The following is a 15,781-nucleotide window of genomic DNA, read 5'->3' as shown; positions in this document are numbered from 1 at the left end:
ATGGTTCGACAACGTGAATTTGATGAGGAAAAAGCGTTGGATGATGCTATGTGGCTTTTTTGGGAAAAGGGGTACAAGGCTACTTCGCTAAGCGATTTGACTGCCAAAATGGGGATACAACGACCAAGCTTATACTCAGCTTTTGGAGACAAAGAGGAATTGTTTGAAGCTGCATTACGCAAATATACAAAGCTACATGCTTCCCATGTTCGAACAAAACTTCAAAACAATCTATCTGTAAAGGAAGCATTTCACACATTTTTTGAAGATTTGGTGGAAGAGGAATATAAAGAAAGTACGAACAAGGGATGTTTTTGCATTAATACAATGGTGGAACTTGCCCCTCACGATGAAAAATTTGAAATCCTTACAAGGGAGCATCAGATGTATCTTTCGATCATATTTCAAGAAACGATTGTCCGAGGTATTCGCTCAGGTGAGCTCGAAAGCAGCCTTAATGCTAAAGTTTTAGCACAGACACTAGTCGTTTCATTAATCGGACTTACTGTGTTAATGAAATCTCGTCCAGAGCGTTCATTTGTAGATAATTCTGTAGCGATGATATTATCATTATTAAAATAAATTTATCAATATTCCAGTTTTATCAATCATGTCAGTCTCCGTGAATAAAGGGGTTTGTATAAAGCCCAATCTATAAAATCAATTGCAGCTGTAATTCTAATTTTTATTAATCAAGTTACGGCAAGTTTTTTTAATAAAAGAATGATTCATTGATTATATTAAAAGCGTATTTTGATCAATCTTTTTTCAAAACACGCTTTTTCTTTTTGTTCGTTTATCAAGGTTATTAGTATCAATTTGATCAAACTTTATTTAAAGCAACAATGCCATTGAGTTTTCACCTGATATTTTTGCAATTAGTTAGCGGCAATACTAACTAATATTAGTAAAGTATTCTTCAATTAAAGGGCGCAATTGGTGAATAATTCCCAATTTCTCATTTATATCACTGAGAGATTGGGATTTTTTAATACTGGAATATCTTTAACGTTATAAATCCGCGGTTTGCTGGCGGTACCCCATTAAGAAGGATTGCTTTTTCTTATGCAACTAAACCAGCTAATAGTTAGTCAACATTTTTCAATGAAAACTTAAAATATTTCATGCTATACTAAATTTGTGCATGCTAAATAACCTTCCAATGAACTATATTTGGAAAGTTTTGTGCTATTTAGTTATACTTTTAAACTAGGTTAGATCTTGGAAAGTCGAGTTATTTTGTAATAGTGCATAAATCCATTGTAGAAGCTTATTGGCACATGCTATCACAGCTACTTTAAAGGGCTTTCCTTCTTCACGTTTCTTATCATAGAACTCTCGTAATCTTTTGTTCCGAGGGATGATTTCATCTGTCGTTTTCTTCTTGCGACAATCACGAATGGCACAACGAACTGCCATATATAAGGCATGGCGTAGTCTACCAGAACCTCTTTTGGTAATCCGATTTACTGAGCCTTTAAATTTACCTGATTCAAAGATACTTGGATCAATTCCGGCAAATGCCACTAGTTTTTTAGGGTGATTAAACCGATCAATCTCTCCAATTTCAGAAATAATCGTTGTAGCGATTTTTTCACCGATACCAGGGATGGATTGGATAATCTTATATTCTTCAATTTCTTTTGCCAAAGCATTTATCTCTTCTTCCAATTTGGATAGGTGCTTTTGGTATTCTAGAAGCATTTTTATATACATCTCTAGGCTTAAAATGTGACTCTGATATAAAGTTCTCTGAAAAGGATTTCGAGCTGAGGCAGCCATAAGTTTCTCTGCCTGTGTATTCGCCCACTTTCTAGAACGACTTGGACAAAGTTCATTAATCCTATTTGCTACAGTTTCTTCATCGACTGCTGATATGTCTTCAGAAGTAGGGAATTCTAATAGAGTAAGCAAAGAAACAACCGAATACAAATCTCCAAAAACCCCTCTATATTCAGGAAATACTTGATCAAGAACAGCCTGAAACTGTAGTTTTGTTTGTACATAGATACCTGTTATATTTGCATGTTGTCTTGAAAGATTACGAAGATTTAAGAGTTGTATCCCTCGTTTTTTATAAGGCTCTAAATCCTCTTTATAGTACAGCTCGCAGAGGTGACGTGCATCGATTAAATCTGTCTTTACTTTCCGTAAACTAGAGCTCTTCGCACGATAAGAAATGAGTGGGTTAACGATAATTAATAAGTAACCTCTCTCCTCAAAATACTGTACAACGGGCGTATGATAATGCCCAGTAGACTCTAAAACGACCGGAGGTCGAATTCCTGTTACGTTTTCTATCTCTCTAAGATATTGGTGTAAGCTCTCTAGTCCTTCAATGGTATGTGCTACTTTAAAACTTCTTTTATAAGGCTTCTTCTTCTCCAAGAATGCTTGAACCTGACTTTCACCTTTCGCTACATCCAGACCAACTACTGGATTCATTTATTATCTCCTCCTAAAGAATATTGCCGGTACCCCTAAATCCTTCTTGTAGTATCATAGCTTCGCTTGTTATACGAGATCTAGTCCCAACCAGCCAAATCATGTTTCTACAAGTAGGGGGCGAACTGTTTAGTTGACGGGGTCCAAGCCCCACGGGCAGGAACGTTCTACCCCGGCTACCGTTATCATATATCGATAAAAAAATTGTTCAACCAGAAATAACTGGCTGACCTTTATAATACGATAGGGGCAGGATAGTTCAATAAGATAACCCCAATAATCAGCAAAGACTGGATGGTGATTATTTGTTACAATCCCCTAAATAGAGACGCTTGACTACTAAATAGCAGTTGTAAGAGGTGTATTCATGAGTACTTCAAGTCTTATATTCTTAGCAATTTATTGGGTTGGAATAATTATTTGGTCACTAAAAAATAAGGAAAAGGCTAAAAAAGAATTACTTCAAATAAAAAACAATTGGAAGACAGGAGTAATAGTATTTTTACTTGTTTTTTCCCCATTTTTAATTGTGGCTCTTATGGCATTTGTACTGTAATTTATTGTACCTTATTAATCTAACAGTGTTTTACTTCAATAACAGGTGGTTGCTCTTTTACTATGGACTAACGGGGCAGGTTAGTTGTATAAGAACGGTGAACCAAATTTTGTTAATATTCCTTGATGTAGGATAGAATTAATATATTAAAACAAGATAATATTAGGAGGGAAACCATGAAAGAAAGTACAAAAAAAGAAATTTATTCTTGGGTAAAATCAATTGCCTTTGCTTTCATCATCGCTTTTATTTGTAGACAATTTCTTTTTACACCTACAACTGTATTGGGAGCATCAATGTCACCTACCTTTCAAGACCAAGATAGAGTAGTAGTAAGTAAAACGACTGAAATTCAACGATCTGATGTGATTGTATTCGATGCACCAGATATTGATGATAAAGACTATATTAAGAGGGTAATAGGTCTTCCAGGAGATAGTATTGATATGAAAGATGATGTGCTCTATATTAATGGAAAAGCCGTAGAAGAACCGTATTTAATTGCAAATAAAGAAGATAATCCATTTAATAAACTGACAGAGGACTTTTCATTGCAAGAAAAAACTGGAGAATCCAAAGTACCTAAAAACATGTTATTTGTGATGGGGGATAATCGTTTAAATAGTAAGGATAGCAGGATTTTCGGATTTATTTCCTACGACTCGATTGTTGGAGAAGTGAAATTTCGATTTTATCCATTACAAGAAATCGGCATACCTAAATAATAGTACAAGTAGAAGAAATGATAATTCCAATAAAGTGGTGATTTAGCACAAAAAGCATCATCAAAATCATCAAATTTTTTAAAAATCGCTATAGCAATTTGTAAGTAATGAATCTATTTTGTTCAATCTTTTTTTCAAAATGGATTCTTTTTATTTATCGTTAAATTTGGTTTTGCGAGGTATTTTTGATCAAACTTTATTCCAATGCTACAGCTTTCTTCAATTAAGGAGGATTGCCAAGGTAATCTTTTCTTAATGAACTAACGGGTGCGTTAGCTGAAAATCGGAGCTGCCTTAGGGAAGCTTTTTCTTTATGCAACTAACAGGGCAGGTTAGTTGCATAAGAACTGGTATAATTTAGAGAAAAGTAGAGTGTAGAGGTGAATTATGGCTTTCCTTATATTAGCAATCTTATTAATATTTTTATTTGACTTCACAAAAATGAGAAATCAAAATCAAACAATAATTAAACAGAATGAAAGGGTTATCTTTCTGTTGGAAGAGATTAAAAATAAAAAAGCGTAGTTCTTAACCTAACAGGTGCAATAAGGGAGTTGCTTTGGCACATCTTTGTCTTATGGCACTAACGGGGCAGTTAAGTTCAATAAAAAAATATTGTATAGAAATATCCATGAATTTAAATTTAGAGGACTCGCCAATGAAAAATATATTGAAATTGATAGCTGTCTATGTTTAGATAACATTAGTAAATATTCCCTTTTGTTAGTGAGGGTTTCCTAATGTTAATTTTATTGCAGCTACTCGTTTTCGGAATAACAGGTTGTTTAGTATACTGTGGTGTTTACTATGGAACACCTCTGTTAATTAAAAAAGGAGTCCCATTAATTTATGCTTTTTGGTTTTTTCTATGGTTTCCTGTAATGAGTTTATTTCCATTATCATTGATATTGTATCATTTAGAGGGAAATGTTTGGACATGGAAAAATATATTGGAAAGGTTTTGTTTTAATCCTTTAACAGAAAACGATTGGTATTGGGTTGTGGGTGCAATTTTTTTTACAATAATCTTCGACCAATTTCTTGAACCTTTAGGTAAGTTTTTTGCAAAGTTTCCAATACTAGCCCCACCAAGTTATCTTCCAGCTCCATTTAATCCGTTAAAAAGAATGGAATTACCTCCATCAGAATTTTTTGGTGTTTCGCTTTATGGAAATTGGAAAATGATTATTTTATTTATTCCTTTGCATCTTTTTGCTATGTTTAGTGAGGAACTAATGTGGAGAGGTTTTTTTCTTCCTATCCAGCAAGAAATTTTCGGTGATTGGGCTTGGGTAATAAACGGGTTTCTTTGGGCATGGGTCGTCCATGCTTGTCTGAAGTGGCATTTTATTAATATGCTTCCCAGTATGCTTATTGCCCCATGGATTGCTCAATTTACTAACTCAACATGGGCTTCTTTTGCAGTTCATTCTATTGGAAACAGTTTAATTTGGATTTTGTTATTAGTAGGAATCATAAAAAATATGAATAAACCTCAAAATATAAAATCAATTTAATTATCGTTTAGTTATGAGTTTGTGAAAAAATACACTTAAACTAATGGGAGCTTTAGTTCAATAACAGGGGTTGCTGCGGCAGCCTTTTTCTTATGGCACTAACGGGGCAGTTTAGTTGAACAAATCTTTTTATATATTGTTGCTGTGATTATTGAAAACAAAGTATTAAATTTAAAACCATAGAATAAGTATTAGAAGTGAAAAGGAGCTTGCCTAGTTATTTTTTTATTCTTGTTTTCGTTTTATCTCCAACTTTCTTCCTTTTTATTATTAGGGGAAAAGACGTTTTTTCGAAAAAAGGAAATTTCAATCTCATGAACTTCTTTTAAAAAGACATCAAATTTCTTTCCTGCTTATAATTATACTCGAAGGTGAGTGAACATGAAAAATAGAATAAAAGTAAAAATGATAAAAATACTCAGTGGAAACAGGGAAACTAGATTAACTGTTCAAGTTGCAGATACTCAAAGAAAAAGAGAAAAGGGCCTAATGTTTGTTGGAGAATTACCCGAAAATGAGGGGATGTTATTTGTGTTTTCAGAAAAAATATATGGTGGATTTTGGATGAAAAACACATTAATTCCTTTATCTATTGCTTTTCTTGATTCAGATGGGGAAATTCTAAAAATACTTGATATGGAGCCTTGTAAAGAGGATAAATGTCCTACCTATGATCCAGAACTTTCTTATCATTATGCAATTGAAGTGAATCTTGGATGGTTTGAAAAGAATCAAATCAAAGAAGGGGATTATGTAAAGTTTGATTGAATTCATCTCACCTCTAGTTCTTAGAGGTGAGATGATTGTTTAATGGATATTTATGTTAATATTACTGAAAAGATTGTGAAGAAATGTACTTAAACTAACGGGTGCTTTACTTCAATAAGGAAGGTTGCTGAGGCAGCCTTTTTCTTATGGTACTAACGGGGCAGGTTAGTTCAATAAGAAGTGCTTTTATATGATGTCGTAGCACACACTAAAAGAATTGTAAAGATTTCAAGAAAAATAGAAAGCGGAAACCAAAAATGGTTTCCGTTTATTTATTTTGAACTTAGGATTTTAATTGCATGATATGCTTTTCTTGGAAAATACTTAAACTTTTTGAAACTTTCTTGTTTATAGATTCCACTAATTAGTAAAGGGGGTCAAATAAGATGGAAATAGAAAGCCACCGGCTAGTTAAAAAAGCAATCAAAGGTAATAAAAGCGCCTTTGAAAAGTTAGTTCAACAACATTATGAAAGAATCTACCGTACTGCCTATCTTTATGTACATAACGAAGAAGATGCGTTGGATGTTGTCCAAGAAGCAACCTATCAGGCCTTTACATCTATCCATTCGTTAAAAAATCCGGAGTATTTTATGACCTGGCTCACCAGGATTGTCATACGATGTTCGGGACATGTCCTAAAGAGAAAAAGCAATGTTGTTCCTTTGAGTGATGAGATATTGTCAAACCTGCCGGGTCAGGTAAATCCAAACATTGAAGAATCAATACTGCTGCTTAATGCAATTCAGCAGCTGAGAGAGAATTACCGTACTGTTATTATTCTATTTTACTATTACGATTACTCGATAAAAACGATTAGCAGTGTCATGGGAATTCCAGAGAATACCGTAAAAACTTATTTAAGCAGAGGGAAAGCGGAGTTAAAAAAGTCCTATAAAAATGAGGAGGAGGACAAATGCCATGGATAACAAGGAACTCAAAGAAGCAATAGAACAAATAGCTGTACCGAAAGAAAAAGTATTTAGTGCCATTTCCAAAGGGATAAACAAGGAAGGCAATAGGGGAAGGGCAAAGAAAAAAAAGGTTCTTGCAGGTGTGGCGACTGCTGCTGCTCTTCTTGGAATCACCGTTGCCTCAGGATTTGTTAATCCTACAATGAATAGAGTATTAGCTAATACCCCTTTAATAGGCGGGATTTTTCAAGAATTTAATGATTCAACAGGCGTGGAATTAGCTAACCAGGATGCAGTTACAGAATTAAACCAATCAATTACAAAAAATGGGGTAACTGTAAAACTGACCAGCGCTTACTTTGATGGCAATGTAGTATCAATTACAGGATTTGTAGATGAAGATGTTGAAAAGGGGCATAACGAAAAAGGAGAAGTAAGCTTTGATGTAAACTTTGAACACAATAAAGGGGATCATGACCCTTGGCTAAATGGAAAGTCAAATGACATTAAGAAAGTGGAAAATGGATATAACTTTCAATGGAAAATGGTATATCCTTATAAATCATTTAAGGAGAATTCTACTCTTCCCATAACGATTCATAATATCAACGGGATAAAAGGTGAATGGAATTTTGATATTCCAATTCAACAAGAAAAAAATCGTACATTTGCTATTAATCAAGAGCAAGGATACCCGGACGATGAGGTCAAAATCCGTATTAAAGAGATTCTTACCGCAAAAGCGTCATCTTCGCTTGTTTATGAGACCGTGGAGAAATACAAGGGTGATGACATTATTATATTAAAAGCTGTTGATGATAAAGGAAATGTGTATAGGTTTGGAAACCAAACAGTTCTCGAGGATTCTGAACAAGAAGATGGATATCATAGTACCGTTCGGACAGAGATGACCAAGCTGAATTCTACTATTACTTCCCTTACTTTTTATCCGCAGATAAATGTCGCAGATCCAAAAGTACAACAGCTTTTGAATATTAAATCTTTCACCTTAAAAAGCACACGGTTCAATTTAGGCCTGCAGGTAAATGATGTTACTCAAAAAGGTGGGAAATTGGTAATAGATTATCAACTTACAGGGCTTCCGAAGAATTTGAGTAAAGGTAAACTTGAAATAATTAACCATAATTTGAAATACCTTTTCTGGTTGGTTGATAAGGAATATTTAACTAAGATCGACCCGGAAAATCCATGGCCTCCTAAAAACCACGGTATTCCCTTTAATAAAGTAAAAATGATTGATAAGGCAACAGCGCACTTCCAATCTACTTTTAACTTAAACGGAGAAGAAAGGATTGAGAATTTTAAGCTGGAAAATGCAATGTTGCTATTTGATTTTTCAAGCTTTGTCCCAGCTAAGGAATTAAAACCATTTACTGTTGTACTTCCAGTGGGGAATGAATAAACAATTAAAGTAGCTCATTTTAGGGACCATATAGTTGACGAGTGGAATTCTACTAGTGCATTGAATAATTAGTAATATCGGGGCGATGACTTATGTAAGTCACCGTCTTTTTTTTATTAGTTAGAAGTTTGTGAAATATTGTACTTAAACTATAGGGTGCGTTAGCTGAAGATCGGAGTTGTCTTTAAGGCAGCTTTTTCTTTATGCAACTATCGGGCAGTTTAGTTCAACAAGCGTAGTGTCTTCGAACTGTGCAACATTAAAATTTATTCTCCCTTCCATTATTTAGTTTATAATAATAGTAAGGAGTTGTTTTTTTATTGAATGTTAAAAATATAAGTACATCCATTTCTGAAGATATTATTATTACTAATTTGACAGGTTACATAACCCTTGCTGATGTAAACACCTGGTTTAGTTCATTTGAGAAAACGTGTTATTCATTTATTAGACAAGGAAAAAAGTATAAGTTGTTAGTTAATCGTAAAGGTTATACTCCAGAACATTTTTCTGTACAAAAATTGTGGAAAGACAAATTTTTCTCTAATAATATATTAGAGAACACCATTGCAGTCGCTTTTTTATTAGAAGAAGGGGATATTCTAATTCACCTTGAACAGTCTAATACCAAAGACAATGCAATGTTCTCAAGTAACTATGACCAATTAATTGACTGGCTTACTAAATATAAATAATGAATTTCTACTCCTAAGTTGCTGAAAGGTAACTTTTTTTATTTCACAGTTTGTGTCAACTCAACAATATGTTATAGAACTAACGGGGCAGATTAGTTGAAGAAACCGACCAATAAAGGTCGGCTATTTTTCATACTATTTTTAGCAGCCACCAACAAAGCTGGCTCCAACAATGATTAAGAGTATAAACAAAACGACTATAAAGGCGAAACCTCCACCAAATCCAAAACCGCCATCTGACATACAGAAACATCTCCTTAGTTGTTTTTAAGGAGGAACTTATTGTGGGTTATATCACCTTATGCTCTAATTAGGAAAATGACACAATAGTCTACATCTCTGCTCATAGGATAAAGTGTCGGAGGTACCTCTTATTGAGCTAACGGGTGCGTTAGTTCATTAAGAAGAAGAAAAAAAAGTCGATTCCTTAACGTCTTTTACAAACTTTTTTGATTGTTACTTCTTTAAAATAGACTCTGTTAAACAATGCTTTTGATTTTTCTTCTTCAACTAACGAAAAAACGATAGTTCACATAATCACCCTTATAGGCATGAAAAAAGGATCTTCGGCTGGAAGATCCTTTTAGCTGTTTGTTTAATTAAAGCGGCCGATTATGCAACAAAACAAAATATATATGGATTATCAGAGTTATAATTTCTAAATCTCATTTTGCTGAAGGACGCAAAATTTCTTCGCAGATTAGTACCAACCAGTCGTTCCACTGGCTATACCCCAATTGATATACCCTCTAGCATAAGCTTTATACCCAGCACCATTATACACTTGAGCGGTATAACAGGAGGTTTGACCTTTCATTATCACCCCGTTACCACCACCATCAGCACAATTATATCTCTTTCTGTAAGTACCACTACTAGTGTAACTAAACACCGTTGCATTCGCATAGTAAGCACCGTTATCGTACGGAGCGGCACGATAAAGCGTTATTTTACCCCAAGATGTTCGACACTTCGCACTCCATTTTAGCTCCACTATTCCATAAAAATTATCGTCTCTGTCAACAATACCACTACGGGATTTGGTGACTGCATCTTTTGCACAACCTGTTGAAACAGGGTTTGAACCATCATAAGATAGGGCAAATGCTTTATTTATTGGTGTAATTGCAAAAAAGAGACCAACGACAAGAGTAGCTATCATCACAATATTCAATAATTTTTTCATTATAACACCTCTCCTTTTTTCTAAACTTTACCATGTAAAAATTTGCGAGTACCAACTAGTCGGTACTTATGTAATTATTATATGATGGTAATATATTACAGGCAATATAAATATACAAAATTTTCTAAATATATAATTGTTAGAAATAATCAAAAGACATTTTTTTAATAATTTGAACAAGATCTTAAAGTATTAAAAGAAAAAGGTAAAACAAAAAAAGCCTTTTCCAAGGCTTTAGGGATGATGAACTACTTTGCGGTCTATGACAGGAACCCTGGCACTGCCCCATATAAGAAGAAGGAAGCTTAATCGTTTTCATCCGCAAACGTTCGTAAATAGAAAACGAAATTTCACGAACGCTCTATATAGTATAATTCAATTTAAAAACAAATCGTTCGCAAACGTTTACTTTTACGAACCTACAGCTTTCATAATTAGATAAATAAAGATGAAATAGAAAAAGCTCTAGTGGTTAATCTAGGGCTTTTTATTGATCATCTAGCAAACCCTTGCTACATCATGGTTGTATAAAATCCTGAATAAACGATAAAAAACGACTAAGAACCAAACCCCTGATACACATGGGTTTGGCTTTTTTAGCTGCAAAATTGATTTTATGTAAACTAAAATTGTATAGAGTATTCAAAAACCATCATTCAGACATAATACTCTTATTCATCTTTTTTATTAGGTTCTTGTATTTGAAGCAATTCAACAAAAACATTTAACATGTCCTGTATTTGAATTCGATTATCAACAAAATGTTGCAGATTAAATCCATTAAAAAGAGCCATGCTAGCCGTCGCTAAAGTTCTAGCATCCAATGAACTTCCGACAATACCTTCGTCCTTCATTTTCTGAAATAAATGTGTAAGGAATGACCTCCATTCCTCCATCTGGAGAATAAGCTTTTCTTTTATCTGAGGTAATTCATTCGAAACCATACATCCTTGGAGAAGCATAGGAGAAGACCCCTTTTCATAAGCCTCATTCACTAAACGCATAGAATATTCTTTAAATGTATTTAGTAAATCACAATCTTTTTGAGTAAGAGCTTCCTTTAAATCCTCAAAATAGAAATCAATACCTTCTTTTATCAACCTCAGTAAGAACTCCTCTTTGGTGGAAAAATGAGCATAGAAAGCACCTTTAGAGTAACCAGCATGTTTTACAATTTGATCAATGCTTGTACTAGAATAGCCTTGCTTAGAAAACAATTCAATTCCTGATCGCATTAATTTGTTGATGGTTTCTTCTGATTGTTTTTGATGATGATTTAACATAAAAAACCCCCTTTTTAAAAAACTGAATATTTCATTAATAGTAACACATTACTAATCATATAATAAATTGATTAATACCGACTAGTTGGTATTAAAAAAATAACACGTATAAAGGAGTTGGTTGTTAATGACATTAACTAGTCAGATTAATTATTTCGAACCTTAAAAGAAAAAATGAATTCGACTATATTTAACTGGTGTGTAATTTATAAATAGGGAGTGGTTGAAGTGAAAACGATTTACAGTCTCATGTTTACGGTTGCTGTTACCTTTTTAGCGATGTTCTCCTTTTCTAATGTATCTTTTGCGGCCGGGGAAAGTCAGTACGATTTAATTGATGGGAAACAGGTATCGACAAATGCAACTGATCCCAATGTCAAACATATTTACTATACAGGGGACGAACAGGGGAATGAAGTTCGTTTAGGGTTTACAACACAGCAAAAAGTAGATGATTATATCAAAAATGAAAAGAAAGTAGAGAAAGAATCGAGTGTATCCAGTAACTTTGAAACTTTGGGATCTGGTACTTGTTGTACTGATTTTTATACGGGTGCAAATAAATCTGGATCGGTCCATGCTCTCAGGGTAGGATATATTATCGGTAGTATTACTACTGAGTGGGCAAGATCTTGGGATGACGCTATATCCTCAATCAGTACAGCTAGTCAAGGATCAACTACCTTGTATCAACATGAGTATAGAAGTGGAGGCTATATTAGGTTTAACAACGCTTACTACTGGGGAAAAACAATAAACTTATCAAACTACAAATTTAGTAATGGTGTTTCGGCAAATAATAATGCATCTTCCCTGTACGTTTTAAAATGACTTTATTGTTGTTTATTTTGATAAAAATGGGTATAGGATAGAGAAAATTAAACAACTATTATTTCAACACCACACCATTTTAAAACAGTGTTATCTGTGTTTAACAAAAGGATCTTCAATTAGAGGATCCTTTTTCATTACCTATAAGCGTGATTATATTAACGAGTATTTATTTAATATGATAGTAAAATTTTCAAGACTAATTTTACTGCACATAATAATAGTGGGGTGAAAAGAATTGAAGATTAATCAAATGAAATGGGCTGGTTATGCGGCATGTATCTGGTCACATCCACATTTATTGGGCATTGGGAGAAACGACATTAATGCCTGGAGTTTGGAAAGTTGAGGCAAAGTGGGCAGCAGTAAACTGGGGAGCATCTGTAGTGTTGTTAGCATCAGCAATATTTGCACTATTACTGGTTCATCCTTGGGGACAAAAGATCCCAAGATATTTAATGCTTGCTATGGGCTGGTTTGCTTGCATATTGCCAATCACGAATGCTGTCTATGGATATATTACTAAGGGGCTTTTTCTAGCTGGTGTTATTCCTTTAGAATTTTTTGATTTCTCTGCATGGGCAAAGCACTAGGTCTTACGGTTCTGCAGTATCAAAGAAGATCTCGTATAACGAGTGAAGAAGTTAATAAATCCATATTTATAGACAACTAAGTGAGTAATGGTATTTACAAAACAAATTTTTTGTTAAATATGCAGGGAAAACAATAGGTTTTTTTGTTAATAATCGGGCGCTTATCCGAAATAAGGGTAAGCGTCTTCCTTGTAGAAAAAAAAAGATTGAGTTAGATTGCTTATTTTGAAATAATTGGTATTAAGTAATCGGGCAGTTTTCTTGAATAAGGAGGACTTGATGAAGAAGAAGGTTGAAAAGAAACTATATAACTTAATGTTTGGTGAATTTTCAGCGTTAATAATGTTTGCTTTTATTTGGGTTATATATATCTATATATTGGATAAATTTGATCATTATTTAACTTCTATGCAAAATATTTATGCATTTATTTTGCTCGAATTTATTCTTTTACAGGGTAGTATCTATTGGTACTTAAAATGGAGAAAGGTCAAGGATAACAAAAGTTACAATTTATCCGATAGCCAATTATATATTTTCCTGTGGTTAAGAAGAATCAATGTCTTTTTATTATGTTTAGGATTTATTATATTCTTGAAAAATACTAATTACTCTCCAATTAATTTTAACGGGTTTTATTTGTTTTTGTATTGCTTTGCATTAATAGAATACATTAACTATTATCATCTTCGCCTTTCCTATCAAACTCCACAAGAGATAAAAGAATTTTTACGACAAAAAGGATTAAGGCGTTCCATTTTAGCAAGAGAACTGAGTAATATAGGTAAATGAAAAATTCTATATAATGGGGCGATTTTTGAAAAGCTATCTAATATGCTTATTTCAAGCAAGTTATTCCAGAAAAGGGCGCGATTCTTTAATAAGAATCGCTTTTCTTAATGAACTAGCGGGTGCTTTAGCTGAAGATCGGAGCTGTCTTTAAGGCAGCTTTTTCTTTATGCAACTAAACCAGCTAATAGTTAGTCAACATTTTTCAATGAAAACTTAAAATATTTCATGCTATACTAAATTTGTGCATGCTAAATAACCTTCCAATGAACTATATTTGGAAAGTTTTGTGCTATTTAGTTATACTTTTAAACTAGGTTAGATCTTGGAAAGTCGAGTTATTTTGTAATAGTGCATAAATCCATTGTAGAAGCTTATTGGCACATGCTATCACAGCTACTTTAAAGGGCTTTCCTTCTTCACGTTTCTTATCATAGAACTCTCGTAATCTCTTGTTCCGAGGGATGATTTCATCTGTCGTTTTCTTCTTGCGACAATCACGAATGGCACAACGAACTGCCATATATAAGGCATGTCGTAGTCTACCAGAACCTCTTTTGGTTTTTACTGAGCCTTTAAATTTACCTGATTCAAAGATACTTGGATCAATTCCGGCAAATGCCACTAGTTTTTTAGGGTGATTAAACCGATCAATCTCTCCAATTTCAGAAATAATCGTTGTAGCGATTTTTTCACCGATACCAGGGATGGATTGGATAATCTTATATTCTTCAATTTCTTTTGCCAAAGCATTTATCTCTTCTTCAAATTTGGATAAGTGCTTTTGGTATTCTAGAAGCATTTTTATATACATCTCTAGGCTTAAAATGTGACTCTGATATAAAGTTCTCTGAAAAGGATTTCGAGCTGAGGCAGCCATAAGTTTCTCTGCCTGTGTATTCGCCCACTTTCTAGAACGACTTGGACAAAGTTCATTAATCCTATTTGCTACAGTTTCTTCATCGACTGCTGATATGTCTTCAGAAGTAGGGAATTCTAATAGAGTAAGCAAAGAAACAACCGAATACAAATCTCCAAAAACCCCTCTATATTCAGGAAATACTTGATCAAGAACAGCCTGAAACTGTAGTTTTGTTTGTACATAGATACCTGTTATATTTGCATGTTGTCTTGAAAGATTACGAAGATTTAAGAGTTGTATCCCTCGTTTTTTATAAGGCTCTAAATCCTCTTTATAGTACAGCTCGCAGAGGTGACGTGCATCGATTAAATCTGTCTTTACTTTCCGTAAACTAGAGCTCTTCGCACGATAAGAAATGAGTGGGTTAACGATAATTAATAAGTAACCTCTCTCCTCAAAATACTGTACAACGGGCGTATGATAATGCCCAGTAGACTCTAAAACGACCGGAGGTCGAATTCCTGTTACGTTTTCTATCTCTCTAAGATATTGGTGTAAGCTCTCTAGTCCTTCAATGGTATGTGCTACTTTAAAACTTCTTTTATAAGGCTTCTTTTTATCCAAGAACGCTTGAACCTGACTTTCACCTTTAGCTACATCCAGACCAACCACTGGATTCATTTTTTATCTCCTCCAAAAACATAATATTGCCGGTAACCCCTAATCCTTCTTGCAGTATCATAGCTTCGCTTGTTATACGAGATCTTGGTCCCAACCAGCCAAATCATGTTTAAGCAAGTAGGGGGCGAACTGTTTAGTTGACGGGGTCCAAGCCCCACGGGCAGGAACGTTCTACCCCGGCTACCGTTATCATATATCGATATAAAAATTGTTCAACCAGAAATAACTGGCTGACCTTTATAATACGATCGGGGCAGGATAGTTGAAGAGTGCTGTTTGATCTTTATTCAACAATTGGGCCATTTAATGGAGTAACACTTCTTATGAGATGGATATTTAAATTGTATGGTGAAGAAATGTAATTAAACAACTGGAGCTGAATAAGAAACGTGTTAAAAATAAAAAAACATACAAGGCGCTTATAAATTTAACTAGTGTGTTGATCCAAGGAGGATTAATGCGCTTTTTTGTTGAAAAACAGTTTAAATTTCTATAATGGTTCAAACTACTATT

At 34.0% G+C, this 15,781-nt stretch carries 16 protein-coding genes; 11 read left to right on the top strand and 5 right to left on the bottom strand.

Annotated elements, in window-relative coordinates:
- Positions 1 to 582, top strand: coding sequence for a TetR/AcrR family transcriptional regulator (locus RE409_RS17290; protein ID WP_201223861.1), 582 nt, complete (start codon positions 1 to 3; stop codon positions 580 to 582).
- 627 nt (positions 583 to 1,209) lie between these two features.
- Here RE409_RS17290 and RE409_RS17285 read toward each other — a convergent pair.
- Positions 1,210 to 2,445, bottom strand: a complete 1,236-nt coding sequence (locus tag RE409_RS17285; protein WP_309557757.1) for an IS110 family RNA-guided transposase — start codon at positions 2,443 to 2,445, stop codon at positions 1,210 to 1,212.
- 367 nt (positions 2,446 to 2,812) lie between these two features.
- Between RE409_RS17285 and RE409_RS17280 the strand changes: the two genes are divergently transcribed.
- The 7 genes from RE409_RS17280 to RE409_RS17250 all read left to right on the top strand — a co-directional run bounded on the left by RE409_RS17280 (position 2,813) and on the right by RE409_RS17250 (position 9,043).
- Complete coding sequence (locus tag RE409_RS17280; protein ID WP_201223862.1) at positions 2,813 to 3,001, top strand: hypothetical protein; 189 nt, start codon at positions 2,813 to 2,815, stop codon at positions 2,999 to 3,001.
- 176 nt (positions 3,002 to 3,177) lie between these two features.
- Entirely contained in the window at positions 3,178 to 3,726 is a 549-nt protein-coding gene (gene lepB / locus RE409_RS17275) for a signal peptidase I (RefSeq protein ID WP_201223864.1), read from the top strand.
- Positions 3,727 to 4,466: 740 nt separating this feature from the next.
- On the top strand, positions 4,467 to 5,243 hold the full coding sequence (locus RE409_RS17270) for a CPBP family intramembrane glutamic endopeptidase (protein WP_201253675.1): 777 nt from the start codon (positions 4,467 to 4,469) through the stop codon (positions 5,241 to 5,243).
- 381 nt (positions 5,244 to 5,624) lie between these two features.
- Positions 5,625 to 6,011, top strand: coding sequence for a DUF192 domain-containing protein (locus RE409_RS17265; protein WP_201223868.1), 387 nt, complete (start codon positions 5,625 to 5,627; stop codon positions 6,009 to 6,011).
- A 386-nt stretch (positions 6,012 to 6,397) separates the two neighbouring features.
- Complete coding sequence (locus tag RE409_RS17260; RefSeq protein WP_207196119.1) at positions 6,398 to 6,940, top strand: sigma-70 family RNA polymerase sigma factor; 543 nt, start codon at positions 6,398 to 6,400, stop codon at positions 6,938 to 6,940.
- Positions 6,933 to 8,348 carry a DUF4179 domain-containing protein gene (locus tag RE409_RS17255; RefSeq protein WP_201223870.1) on the top strand — a complete coding sequence of 472 codons (1,416 nt, stop codon included), beginning with the start codon at positions 6,933 to 6,935 and terminating at the stop codon, positions 8,346 to 8,348. The genes RE409_RS17260 and RE409_RS17255 overlap by 8 nt, the downstream gene beginning before the upstream one ends.
- Positions 8,349 to 8,668: 320 nt before the next feature.
- The gene (locus tag RE409_RS17250) at positions 8,669 to 9,043 is read left to right on the top strand and encodes an STAS/SEC14 domain-containing protein (RefSeq protein ID WP_309557841.1); all 375 of its coding nucleotides are present in this window, start codon (positions 8,669 to 8,671) and stop codon (positions 9,041 to 9,043) included.
- A gap of 141 nt (positions 9,044 to 9,184) precedes the next feature.
- On the opposite strand, the gene RE409_RS17245 is transcribed toward RE409_RS17250, so the two are convergent.
- From RE409_RS17245 to RE409_RS17235, 3 genes are all read right to left on the bottom strand, one after another.
- Positions 9,185 to 9,286: a YjcZ family sporulation protein gene (locus tag RE409_RS17245; protein ID WP_201223874.1), complete on the bottom strand. Its 102-nt coding sequence runs from the start codon at positions 9,284 to 9,286 to the stop codon at positions 9,185 to 9,187.
- 457 nt (positions 9,287 to 9,743) lie between these two features.
- On the bottom strand, positions 9,744 to 10,229 hold the full coding sequence (locus RE409_RS17240) for a DUF2690 domain-containing protein (protein WP_309557840.1): 486 nt from the start codon (positions 10,227 to 10,229) through the stop codon (positions 9,744 to 9,746).
- A gap of 671 nt (positions 10,230 to 10,900) precedes the next feature.
- A complete protein-coding gene (locus tag RE409_RS17235) occupies positions 10,901 to 11,512 on the bottom strand; it encodes a TetR/AcrR family transcriptional regulator (RefSeq protein WP_201253674.1) in 612 nt (203 codons plus the stop codon).
- 228 nt (positions 11,513 to 11,740) lie between these two features.
- On the opposite strand from RE409_RS17235, the gene RE409_RS17230 reads away from it, so the two are divergent.
- The 3 genes from RE409_RS17230 (at position 11,741) to RE409_RS17220 (ending at position 13,728) form a co-directional block, all read left to right on the top strand.
- Positions 11,741 to 12,343, top strand: coding sequence for a hypothetical protein (locus RE409_RS17230; RefSeq protein ID WP_201223878.1), 603 nt, complete (start codon positions 11,741 to 11,743; stop codon positions 12,341 to 12,343).
- 326 nt (positions 12,344 to 12,669) lie between these two features.
- A complete protein-coding gene (locus RE409_RS17225) occupies positions 12,670 to 12,936 on the top strand; it encodes a hypothetical protein (RefSeq protein ID WP_242489066.1) in 267 nt (88 codons plus the stop codon).
- A 279-nt stretch (positions 12,937 to 13,215) separates the two neighbouring features.
- A complete protein-coding gene (locus tag RE409_RS17220) occupies positions 13,216 to 13,728 on the top strand; it encodes a hypothetical protein (protein ID WP_309557839.1) in 513 nt (170 codons plus the stop codon).
- 310 nt (positions 13,729 to 14,038) lie between these two features.
- On the opposite strand, the gene RE409_RS17215 is transcribed toward RE409_RS17220, so the two are convergent.
- Positions 14,039 to 15,268 (bottom strand): IS110 family RNA-guided transposase, encoded by a 1,230-nt coding sequence (locus RE409_RS17215; protein ID WP_309557838.1) that lies wholly within the window; start codon positions 15,266 to 15,268, stop codon positions 14,039 to 14,041.
- Positions 15,269 to 15,781 lie beyond the last annotated feature (513 nt).

The organism is Peribacillus sp. R9-11, from assembly GCF_031345095.1.
Taxonomy (GTDB): domain Bacteria; phylum Bacillota; class Bacilli; order Bacillales; family DSM-1321; genus Peribacillus; species Peribacillus butanolivorans.
The sequence above is the reverse complement of the archived record's forward strand: the minus strand, read 5'-3'. Positions and strand labels throughout refer to the sequence as shown.

Excerpts from the sequence above, each read along its gene's own strand:
- RE409_RS17290 (WP_201223861.1), top strand. The coding sequence starts at position 1 with ATGGTTCGACAACGTGAATTTGATGAGGAAAAAGCGTTGGATGATGCT.
- RE409_RS17285 (WP_309557757.1), bottom strand. The coding sequence starts at position 2,445 with ATGAATCCAGTAGTTGGTCTGGATGTAGCGAAAGGTGAAAGTCAGGTT.
- RE409_RS17280 (WP_201223862.1), top strand. The coding sequence starts at position 2,813 with ATGAGTACTTCAAGTCTTATATTCTTAGCAATTTATTGGGTTGGAATA.
- lepB (WP_201223864.1), top strand. The coding sequence starts at position 3,178 with ATGAAAGAAAGTACAAAAAAAGAAATTTATTCTTGGGTAAAATCAATT.
- RE409_RS17270 (WP_201253675.1), top strand. The coding sequence starts at position 4,467 with ATGTTAATTTTATTGCAGCTACTCGTTTTCGGAATAACAGGTTGTTTA.
- RE409_RS17265 (WP_201223868.1), top strand. The coding sequence starts at position 5,625 with ATGAAAAATAGAATAAAAGTAAAAATGATAAAAATACTCAGTGGAAAC.
- RE409_RS17260 (WP_207196119.1), top strand. The coding sequence starts at position 6,398 with ATGGAAATAGAAAGCCACCGGCTAGTTAAAAAAGCAATCAAAGGTAAT.
- RE409_RS17255 (WP_201223870.1), top strand. The coding sequence starts at position 6,933 with ATGGATAACAAGGAACTCAAAGAAGCAATAGAACAAATAGCTGTACCG.
- RE409_RS17245 (WP_201223874.1), bottom strand. The coding sequence starts at position 9,286 with ATGTCAGATGGCGGTTTTGGATTTGGTGGAGGTTTCGCCTTTATAGTC.
- RE409_RS17240 (WP_309557840.1), bottom strand. The coding sequence starts at position 10,229 with ATGAAAAAATTATTGAATATTGTGATGATAGCTACTCTTGTCGTTGGT.
- RE409_RS17235 (WP_201253674.1), bottom strand. The coding sequence starts at position 11,512 with ATGTTAAATCATCATCAAAAACAATCAGAAGAAACCATCAACAAATTA.
- RE409_RS17225 (WP_242489066.1), top strand. The coding sequence starts at position 12,670 with ATGCCTGGAGTTTGGAAAGTTGAGGCAAAGTGGGCAGCAGTAAACTGG.
- RE409_RS17220 (WP_309557839.1), top strand. The coding sequence starts at position 13,216 with ATGAAGAAGAAGGTTGAAAAGAAACTATATAACTTAATGTTTGGTGAA.
- RE409_RS17215 (WP_309557838.1), bottom strand. The coding sequence starts at position 15,268 with ATGAATCCAGTGGTTGGTCTGGATGTAGCTAAAGGTGAAAGTCAGGTT.